At 63.1% G+C, this 9,351-nt stretch carries 13 protein-coding genes; 6 read left to right on the top strand and 7 right to left on the bottom strand.

Going from position 1 to position 9,351, the window contains the following annotated elements; all coding sequences use genetic code 11:
• Positions 1–59: 59 nt before the first annotated feature.
• The 7 genes from K6T56_09360 to arsB all read right to left on the bottom strand — a co-directional run bounded on the left by K6T56_09360 (position 60) and on the right by arsB (position 5,065).
• Positions 60–434 carry a dioxygenase gene (locus K6T56_09360; protein ID MCL6556553.1) on the bottom strand — a complete coding sequence of 125 codons (375 nt, stop codon included), beginning with the start codon at positions 432–434 and terminating at the stop codon, positions 60–62.
• A 50-nt stretch (positions 435–484) separates the two neighbouring features.
• Positions 485–1,552 carry an alkene reductase gene (locus K6T56_09355; protein ID MCL6556552.1) on the bottom strand — a complete coding sequence of 356 codons (1,068 nt, stop codon included), beginning with the start codon at positions 1,550–1,552 and terminating at the stop codon, positions 485–487.
• Positions 1,549–2,178 (bottom strand): glutathione transferase GstA, encoded by a 630-nt coding sequence (gene gstA / locus K6T56_09350; protein ID MCL6556551.1) that lies wholly within the window; start codon positions 2,176–2,178, stop codon positions 1,549–1,551. The genes K6T56_09355 and gstA overlap by 4 nt, the downstream gene beginning before the upstream one ends.
• A 65-nt stretch (positions 2,179–2,243) precedes the next feature.
• Positions 2,244–2,999 carry a sulfite exporter TauE/SafE family protein gene (locus K6T56_09345; protein MCL6556550.1) on the bottom strand — a complete coding sequence of 252 codons (756 nt, stop codon included), beginning with the start codon at positions 2,997–2,999 and terminating at the stop codon, positions 2,244–2,246.
• A gap of 6 nt (positions 3,000–3,005) precedes the next feature.
• Positions 3,006–3,329, bottom strand: a complete 324-nt coding sequence (locus K6T56_09340) for a DUF190 domain-containing protein (protein ID MCL6556549.1) — start codon at positions 3,327–3,329, stop codon at positions 3,006–3,008.
• A 4-nt stretch (positions 3,330–3,333) separates the two neighbouring features.
• A complete protein-coding gene (gene crcB, locus K6T56_09335) occupies positions 3,334–3,717 on the bottom strand; it encodes a fluoride efflux transporter CrcB (GenBank protein ID MCL6556548.1) in 384 nt (127 codons plus the stop codon).
• 34 nt (positions 3,718–3,751) lie between these two features.
• A complete protein-coding gene (gene arsB, locus K6T56_09330) occupies positions 3,752–5,065 on the bottom strand; it encodes an arsenical efflux pump membrane protein ArsB (protein MCL6556547.1) in 1,314 nt (437 codons plus the stop codon).
• Between the two features lie 354 nt (positions 5,066–5,419).
• Here arsB and K6T56_09325 point away from each other — a divergent pair, with 354 nt between their 5' ends.
• From K6T56_09325 to K6T56_09300, 6 genes are all read left to right on the top strand, one after another.
• A complete protein-coding gene (locus K6T56_09325) occupies positions 5,420–6,001 on the top strand; it encodes a HupE/UreJ family protein (protein MCL6556546.1) in 582 nt (193 codons plus the stop codon).
• Between the two features lie 227 nt (positions 6,002–6,228).
• Positions 6,229–6,609 (top strand): metalloregulator ArsR/SmtB family transcription factor, encoded by a 381-nt coding sequence (locus tag K6T56_09320; protein MCL6556545.1) that lies wholly within the window; start codon positions 6,229–6,231, stop codon positions 6,607–6,609.
• On the top strand, positions 6,606–7,526 hold the full coding sequence (locus K6T56_09315) for a hypothetical protein (GenBank protein MCL6556544.1): 921 nt from the start codon (positions 6,606–6,608) through the stop codon (positions 7,524–7,526). Before K6T56_09320 ends, K6T56_09315 begins: the two co-directional genes overlap by 4 nt.
• 12 nt (positions 7,527–7,538) lie before the next feature.
• On the top strand, positions 7,539–8,609 hold the full coding sequence (locus K6T56_09310) for a permease (protein ID MCL6556543.1): 1,071 nt from the start codon (positions 7,539–7,541) through the stop codon (positions 8,607–8,609).
• A 14-nt stretch (positions 8,610–8,623) separates the two neighbouring features.
• Positions 8,624–8,914, top strand: coding sequence for a hypothetical protein (locus tag K6T56_09305; GenBank protein MCL6556542.1), 291 nt, complete (start codon positions 8,624–8,626; stop codon positions 8,912–8,914).
• Positions 8,915–8,954: 40 nt separating this feature from the next.
• Positions 8,955–9,242 (top strand): thioredoxin family protein, encoded by a 288-nt coding sequence (locus K6T56_09300; protein ID MCL6556541.1) that lies wholly within the window; start codon positions 8,955–8,957, stop codon positions 9,240–9,242.
• The last annotated feature ends 109 nt before the right edge of the window (positions 9,243–9,351 follow it).

The raw sequence follows: 9,351 nt of genomic DNA, 5'->3' as shown, positions 1-9,351 counted from the left end.
TTGATGGGGCAAAATGCTCGCACATTCTGACCCACCTACCCGTTAATCAAAATTGCACTTCAAACTTGAATCCGCGGCACACATGGGATGTCCGCTTCCGGAAAAGCCACTTTCAGCGGGACGAACACTCCGTGGTCGAATCCCCTTTGGGTATCGAAGGCGCAAGGAAAACCTGCCGCTGACAACAGGCTCGCCACCTCCTCTGCAAGTTCTGGTTCACCGGGCGCAGGCCAGGTGAGCTCGTAGGTGTGAGAGGGGAAGCCGGCGTAGTCATAGAGGAGTGGCGGCGCGGTGTTCTTCTGCACCGTGAACTGCGGCGCCTCCCAGTGGGCCGAGATCACCACCAGAGCGCGCGGCTGCTGGGGCAGGGAGGCGGGAAGAAGTTGCAGAAACGCGCGGTGACGATCCCACGCATCGGGCGGATCCCACGCCATAAAGAAACACGGCCCGCCACCATGGGGGATGAAGAAGGTAGGCTGGCGCATCACAGCTCAGTGTAACCCTTCGCGTCCGGCGTGTAGAAGGTGGCCGGATCGGCAGTCTTTATCGCACCCCCGGTCCTGAGCTTTTGCACCAGATCCGGGTTGGCGATGAAGGGCCGACCAAAGGCCACGAGGTCGCCCTTGCCCGCATCGAGATCGGCATTCGCCCGTGCCCCGTCGTAGCCACCGGAGAGGATGAATCTGCCCTTGAATGCCGCCCGCAGGCGCGCCTTGTATGCATCGCTGGGGCCGGTCGCGCCCATGGCGCGATGATCCACCACATGCAGGTAGACTAGGCCGATGTCGTTGAGTGCTTCGACCAGACGAAGATAGAGAACATCCATGTCTGGGTCAGGCTGCATGCCGTTGAAGTCATGGTAGGGCGAGATGCGCATGCCCACCCGCTCCGCTCCGATGGCCTGGGCTGCGGCGCGGGCCACCTCCACCGCGAAGCGGATGCGGTTTTCCACCGAGCCACCCCAGCGATCGGTGCGCTGGTTGGCGGCGGTGTTGAGGAACTGGTCGATGAGATATCCGTTCGCACCATGAAGTTCGACACCGTCGAAACCCGCGTCCATGGCCCGCTCGCAAGCCGTGGTGTATTCCGCCATGGTGGCGGCGATGTCCTCCTCGCTCATCATGAAGGGCACCGGATGGGGTTGCATGCCTTGCGTGTCCGTCCATATCTCTCCCGGCGCGGGAATGGCAGACGGCGCGAGCAGCCGCGCCCCCGGCGGCAGGTTGGCCGGATGCCCAACGCGTCCGGTGTGCATGAGCTGCACGAAGATGCGGCCACCGGCGCCATGCACCGCATCGGTCACCTTGCGCCAGCCAGCCACCTGCGGATCGGAATAGATACCGGGGATGCGCGCATAGCCCAGGCCATTGGGTGAAGGCGAGGTGCCCTCGGTGATGATCAGCCCCGCCTCCGCGCGCAGGCTGTAATACTTGGCCATCAAGTCGTTGGGCACGTTACCCACAGCCCGCGAGCGGGTCATGGGCGCCATGACGATGCGGTTGGGCAGGAGGAGGGGCCCGAGCCGGATCGGGGTGAACAGCGGGGTCGTCATCGTTCTCCCTCCTCTTTCGCAGGAATCAGACCCTCGGCTGTCAGCGCAGCCTGGACTGCCGGGCGAGCGGCCACCCGGCCGAGATAAGCCGTGAGCGTAGGCCAAGGCGAAAGGTCGAAGTCCACATATTTGCTCCAACCCAGCACGGTGAAGAGATAGGCATCCGCCACCGTGAAGGTATCACCCATGACGTAGGGCTTTCCCGTCAGCAGCCGGTTGGCATGCTCGATACGGCTCACCAACTGCGACTTGATCACGGCCTTGGCCTCGTCCGGCAGTTTCGGGTTGAACAGCGCACCGAAACCCTTGTGCAACTCCATGGAAATGAAGCTGAGCCATTCCATCAGGCGGTAGCGATCCATGGTGCCCGCCGGCGGTGCCAGACGTTTCTCCGGCACTCGATCGGCCAGGTACTGCACGATGGCCGGCCCTTCGGTGAGCACCTGGCCATCGTCGAGCTGTAAGGCTGGAACGTAACCATTGGGGTTGATGGCCCTGTAGTCGGCACCGCTTTCGGTGACCGAACTCTGGAGATCGACCCGCTCCAATTGAAAGTCGAATCCGCCCTCACGCAGGATGATATGGGGGGAGAGAGAACACGCACCGGGACTATAGTAGAGTTTCATGATTTGCCTCTTGGCTCGTTTGTGGCAGCAAGGCCTCTAAAGCAATCTTAAGGGCCGCCCGGCGGCTAGGTCATGATCAAGCGGGCGCCGATCAACACCGTCACCAGCTCGAAGGCCCGCTTGATCCAGACGTTGCCCTTGCGCAGGGCAAAGTGCGCCCCGGCATAGCCGCCCAGCAGGGAACCCGCCAAGAGGGCAGGCATCCAGTCCCAGGCGATGCGGCCAAGCAGGCCCAGCACCAACGCACCCGTCCCATTCCAGAACACCCCACAGAGCACCAACGTGTAAGCCACGGCGCGTTTGTAGTCTAGCCCGAACCAGCGCACGAGCCACATCGTGAGGAACAGCCCCGTGCCTGAGGTAATGGAACCATTGAGGAAGCCGATACCGAACAGCCCCAGCATCCCCGCCGCCAGTCGTCCCCCCTCGCGGTTACGGGGCGCATGTTCGAGGCCGAGCCGCGGTTTCACCATGGAATACAGACCCAGGCCCAGGGTGAGCACCCCGAGGGCTACGGTGGCCCAGCGTTCCGGCACACGCAGGATGGTGTGGGCACCCAGGACCACGCCCGGTAGGCCGGCAGCCAGGATGATGAGAGAAAAGCGCCTCTCCAGCGTGCTTTCCCGCAAATGACGCAGGGTGGCACCCAACCCCAGTGCCACGCTGGCGACCTTGTGCGTGGCCAAGGCCACACCGAAGGGCAGGCCAAGGAAGATCAAGATCGGAAACTGGATCAGCCCCGCCCCACCTCCGGAAAGCGCGGAGAACCAGTTGGCGACGAACGAAGCAAGGAAGAGGACGAGGTGGCCGAGGGGGTCCATCGTCCCTCAGCCGTTGCGCCCGGTGACACCATGCCGCGCGGGCAGGATCGCGTAGAAAAGGGCCAGCCCTTCGGCGGCGATACGGTTTAGCAGTCTTTCCGCATCCGCTTCGGAGGTGACGAAACCCACCTCCACCGGTAGGTCACCGGCCAGCTCGAAGAACGTCTCCTCGTGCAGCACGCCGTGCCGGCCATAGCCAGCAATGGCGCGAAAAGCCGAGCCGCCCGGGATTCCCATGGCATGTGCCTCCTCGAGCAACCACTCATAGAGCAGCCGCCCGTGATGACGCCGGTTCTCCTCGGTGTAGATCTTGAGGAACACTTCGGACATCACCTCACCCCTTTAGCAGTTTGAACGTCCAGATCCCGAGCAGCGTAAGGCTCAGGGAGCCAAGCAGATGCATCGCCACGGTGGCCAGCGCCCACCCGAACTGCTCACGCAGAAGGAGCGTCACCACCTCCGCCGAGAAGGTGGAAAAGGTGGTCAGCGCTCCGAGAAAACCGGTGATGACAAACAGCCGCCACTCGGGTGCCAGGCCCGCATGGTGCCCCAGGTAGGCGATGGTCAGGCCAATGAGGTAACCGCCCGTGAGATTGGCGGCGAGTGTGCCGAGCGGCAGGGGCGGTAGGATCGGATTGAGCCAGGCAGAGAGTCCCCAGCGCAGCCACGCCCCCAGCACCGCCCCGGCGGCGACCGCCGCCAGCGCATAGAGGTTCATCCCCAGCGTCCTTTCGCAAAATGCGAAGGATAACTCATGCGCGAAGGAACATGAGCCAGCCGGCCAGCCCTAGAAGCGTCACCACCAGCACCGGCAGGGTGAGCAGCAGGCCGTACCGGCAGTATTCCAGCCAACCTATGCGCAGGCCACGCTGGGCCAGCACATGCAACCACAGGAGGGTGGCCAGACTGCCGATGGGGGTGAACTTGGGGCCAATGTTGCAGCCCACTACGTTGGCATAGATCATGGCCTCTGCCATGGGCACGCTGAGGTGTGCCTCTTCGATGGCCAGGCTGCCGATGAGCACCGTGGGCAGGTTGTTCATCACCGCCGAGAGGAAACCGAAGACAAGCCCACTGCCCAGGGTGGCGATCATGAGTCCCGCTTGAGCAAGATTCTGCAGCCCCTGGGCGATGAGCCCCGTCAAGCCCTCATTGCGCAGACCATAGACCACCAAGTACATGGCCAAGGAAAACACTACCACCTGCCAAGGTGCTTCCCGCAAAAGCGTCAACAGGGGAATCACCGCCCGAGGCTGACGGCGGAGGAAATGTTCACGTCCCGCGGCGAGCATCAGCACCGCTGCACCCGTGCCGGTGATGAAGGAGGTAGGCAATCCCAGCCCATGGGAAAAGAGATAACCCAGAAACAGGGCTGGCAGCACCCCTAAACCGGTGGCAAAGACGAAACGGTCGCGAATGGCTTCCCCGGGATGGGGAAGGGCCGTGGTCACCACCCGCGCCGGCACATCGTGGCGAAATAGCCACCACGCCACGACAAGGCTTACCGCAACGGCCACCAAGTTGACCACCCCCATCACGCGGGCGTACTCGGCGAAGCTCAGTCCGAAATAATTGGCGACGATGATGTTGGTGAGGTTGGAAATCTTGAAAGGCAGACTCGCCGCATCGGCGATGAAACCGGTGGTGAGCACGAAGGCAAGCAAAGCACGCGGCGGCAGCCGCAGTGCATGCAACATTTCTAGTACCAGCGGCGTGAGGATCAGCACCGCGCCGTCATTGGCCAGTATGGCGGCCACCGCCGCGGTGAGGAGCGACAGCAGAAGGAACAGCAGGCCGCCGCGGCCGCCGGCGAGCCGGGCCAGCCTCAACGCCGCCCACTCGAAAAAGCCCGCGGCATCCAGGACGAGCGAGATGAGGATCAGCCCGATGAGGGTGAAAGTCGCATCCCAGACGATGTGCCAGACGGTGGGCACATCGCTGGGATGCACGATGCCCAGGGCCAGCGCGACGAGAGCACCCCCCAGCGCACTCCAACCGATAGGAAGCCCCCGCGGCTGCCAGATCACCAGCGCCAAAGTGACGAGAAAAAGGCCTAAGGCAAGCAAAACACCCCTCCCTGGGTCATTCCCGTTCTGTCACGTATCCGCCCCAGGGCTCCTGTGCCTTGGCCCGTGAAACGGCACCCCGTGCAAGGGGCGGGCATGTCCCTCGAGCCTCACTGTCGTCAAGTCGGCTGCCTTCTACGCTGCGCCTCGCGCGTCACCAGAGGCCATCGTCCGGTGCAACCTGAAAGGCCGTGATTGTACAACCCCACTGCGCCTGCCCTTTGCCGGACGACTTCACCGTTGGCCAAATACCGCCTCGGCCACCTCTGCGCGCGCAGAAGCCAAACGGCATCCACCCGCCTTTGCGGCTTCAGTACAATCTCGGGAAGGCAACATCGAACCCACGAGATGCACATGGCCGCACGGCTACGCAAACACTTGCCGCTTACCGCGAGCCTTTTCCTGCCCGGAGTGGCAGTCGCCCATTCCAGCCATTTGGACGCGCCGGCTCTGCTGGCGGGGCTGCTACACCCCTTTAGCGGTGTCGACCACATCATGCTGATGCTCGGGGTCGGGCTTTGGGCCTCGTGGCTTTTACGGCACGGACTTGGCCTGTCAGCCGTCTCGGCGGCGACCGCATTGGGCGTGCTGTGGGGTGCGGCGAGCGGCGGTCTACCCGCCCTCGAGCTGCTCCTCGCAGGGTCGCTGGTCATCATGGGCGGTGTGATCGCCGGTGTGCTGCATACCTTGCCGACGCTGAGCGTACTGGCGGTGATGATGCTTGCCGCCCTGCACGGTTATGCCCACGGCGTGGAAATGACGCCCGGCACGTCTTTGTGGCATTACCTCCTTGGCATCCTTACTGGCAGCCTGACGCTGCAGCTCATCGGCTTGACCTTGGGCCAGCTGGGGCATAAGCGGCTGGGCGAGCGCCGCGGATGGTTTGGCCTTCCGCTCGCCGCAGCGGGGATCTGGCTCCTCTTTGGCACCGCATAAGCCAAGCATCCCCGTCGTCTCGTCTTCTGCCGCGCACGCCCTCGCCCATTCCACCGTGAGTCGGACATCACCGCCAGTTGGTGGGGAAGCCTGGCGGCCTTGCCAGCGGGCTAGCCATCCACCGCGCTCGCCCCGGCATCAGGATCACCGCCGGGTCCTCGGCGCGGCGTGCGCCTAAAAGCGCACCGCCCTTGACATCATTTCAATAGTGCTTGTATTATTGAAAAGTGGACAACGCCCAAGCCGTCGCCCTTTTCGAATCCCTCGCCTCGGAACCCCGTCTTGCCATCTACCGCCTCCTGGTGCGCTATGGCAGCCAAGGCCTGGTGGCGGGCGAAATCGCCGGCATGCTGGACATGGCGCCCAGCAACCTCTCCTTCCATCTCAAGGCCCTCGCCCAGGCGGGGCTGGTGACGGCGTCCCAGGAAGGCCGCTATATGCGCTATCGCGCCAACATTCCCCTGATGCTTACACTCATCGCCTATCTCACCGAGGAATGCTGCGCCCATCAGCCGGGGGAATGTGCGAGCCTGCGCGCAGCCTCCTCCTGCTCCCCCACTGTGCTGCCACCGCTGAAAACCAAACGCAAGAAGGAAATTCAGACATGAAACGTTGGTTGATTGCCCTCTTCGCACTGTTTTGTGTCGCTTCCAACGCCCATGCCGACCGCACCTTCCTGGTGGACGCAGATTGGCTCGCCAGCCAGATGAAAAATCCCAAGTTGGTGATCCTCGAAGTACGCTACCACCCCCACCGCTATTTCACCGTCGGCCACATTCCGGGCGCAGTCCAGGTCCAGCGCTTCAAAGACCTGGGTGACAACGAGGGGCGTTCCATCATGCTCTTTCCCAGCCGCGAGAAATTCCAGGCGACCCTGCGGGCCTGGGGCATCGACAACGATTCGCTCATCGTCATCTACGATGACTCGCGCACGGCGCTCGCCGCCCGGCTCTATTTCCTCCTCGCCCTTTATGGCTATGACATGAGCCGGGTGAAAATCCTCGAGGGCGGAACGGTGGAATGGACCGCTTTCCAGACTCTGACGCAAACGCCCACGCCCCGGCGCCGGCCAGGCCGTGTCACGCTCAAGCCCGCCGATCGCCGGTTTTTCGTTGAGTGGCCCGAGGTGTACGACAGCGTGGTAGCGCGGCGGGACCCCAACATCGTGCTCGTGGATGCGCGTCCGCACGAGATGTACACCGGCAAGGTGGTGCGGCACGCCATCCAGGCCGGACACATTCCCGGCGCCATCAACGTGGTGAGCCTGGAAGGCACCGACGGGCAGACACAGAAATGGTTGCCCGAGGATCAGCTTGCCGCCCTCTACCGGGACGTACCCAAGGAGAAGACGGTTTATCTCTACTGCCACGACGGCTTCCGCATGAGTCTGGGCTGGCTGCAATTGAAATCCCTGGGCTACCGGGACGTGCGGGTGGTCAATGGCGGGTGGAGCATCTGGGACCGGGCGATGACCCTACCGGTTGTGGAAGGGGAGGCACCCTTCGATGCCGAATATGCCCTCTGATAAAAAGCGGCCATGAGTTTCCCGCCAAGCCCCGCCACCGCCACACCCACCGTGCGTAACCGCGCCCTCGCCCTTTGGCTGGCGGGCATCGCCTTCGCCGCCCTGCTGTGGCTTGCCCTCTATACCCATCTCACTGAGTTCGCCGATTTCGTGGTGAGCCGCCTGGGACTTTCCCGCGGCACCCATCTGGGCGAGGCGGTGCATTTCTTCTTCTATGACACGCCCAAAGTGCTGCTGTTACTCGTGGGCATCGTCTTCCTCATGGGCATCATCCAGACCTTCTTCGCACCGGAACGCACCCGCGCCCTACTCTCGGGCAAACGCCTGGGCCTCGGCAATGTGCTCGCCGCCGGTCTGGGTATCGTTACACCTTTTTGCTCTTGCTCTGCAGTGCCCCTGTTCATCGGCTTCGTTTCGGCGGGTGTGCCCCTGGGGGTCACCTTCTCCTTTTTGATTTCCGCGCCGATGGTGAACGAGGTGGCGCTCGCCCTGCTGTTTGGCCTGTTCGGCTGGAAAGTTGCAGCGCTGTATCTCGTCCTTGGTCTCACCGTGGCCATCGCCGCTGGGCTCGTCATCGGTGAGCTGAGAATGGAACGCCACTTGCAGGACTGGGTGCGCGCCATTCATACGGGAGAAACCGCCGCCACGCATGGCGGAAACATGGACTGGATTGCGCGCTTCGAGGCCGGGGCGCATCACGTGAAGGAAATCGTCGGCAAAGTCTGGCCCTACGTCTTGCTGGGCATCGCCGTAGGCGCCGGCATCCACGGCTACGTGCCGCAGGACTTCATGGCCTCCATCATGGGCCGTGATGCGCCCTGGTGGTCGCTGCCGCTGGCGGTAGCGATCGGCGTGCCCATGTACACCAATGCCGCTGGCATTCTGCCCATCGTCGAGGCTCTGATCGGCAAGGGTGCGGCCCTGGGCACGGCGCTGGCCTTCATGATGAGCGTTATTGCACTCTCGCTGCCGGAGCTACTCATCCTGCGCAAGGTGCTTAAACTTCCCCTCACCATGACTTTCGTTGGCGTGGTCGCCACTGGCATTCTGCTAGTGGGTTACGTGTTCAACCTCGTTTTGTGAGCAAGGAGCGTCCCATGAACGAAACCCCTCTGCACCCTTCCATCGTCGCCCTGGTCTCTCTGGCGGCCAATATCGCGGCCAACCATCCCAAGCAGGGCCTGTGTCAGGTGGACAAATTGAAGTCCTACGGCGTAACGCGGGAGCAGATCGATCTCGTCATCGAGATCGCCCGTCACATCCGCGACGAGGCGGCGCAGATGCTCGACGCGCGGTTTGACGAAGCTTACAGCGGCGCTGTCCCTGCGGAAATCGAGCCAGACAGTGCCTGCTGCACACCCACCGCCTCTGGTGTCTCCTGCTGCTGAGCGCGGCTACATTTCACCCTTCCCTAGCGGAGAAATTGACATGAACATCAAAGTCCTCGGCACCGGCTGCGCCAACTGCAAAACCACCTTCAGACTCATCGAGGAAACCGCCCGCGCCAAGGGTGTGGCCGTGGAGCTCGAGAAAGTGGAAGACCTCGCGGAGATCATGAGATACGGCGTCCTTACCACCCCTGGGGTAGTCATCGACGGCAAAGTGGTGCATGCCGGGGGCGTGCCGTCGAAGGAAAAGATCGAGGCCTGGCTGGCCGGCGCAGCCGCTCCCACCTCCAGCGCCGGCGGCTGCTGCAGCGGCGGCAAGTGCTGCTGAAGTCGACCCGGCGATGGCGCTAGCCTGGATTCGAGGTGCGAGCACCGTCGACCGGTGCCAAGCTGCGCTGGCACCGCACATGCTGCACTCAGCCCACGGGTTTACGGAT

It is taken from the genome of Burkholderiales bacterium (assembly GCA_023511995.1).
In the GTDB taxonomy this organism is placed as follows: Bacteria; Pseudomonadota; Gammaproteobacteria; order Burkholderiales; family Thiobacteraceae; genus Thiobacter.
This window is presented reverse-complemented; position numbering and strand designations above follow the sequence as displayed.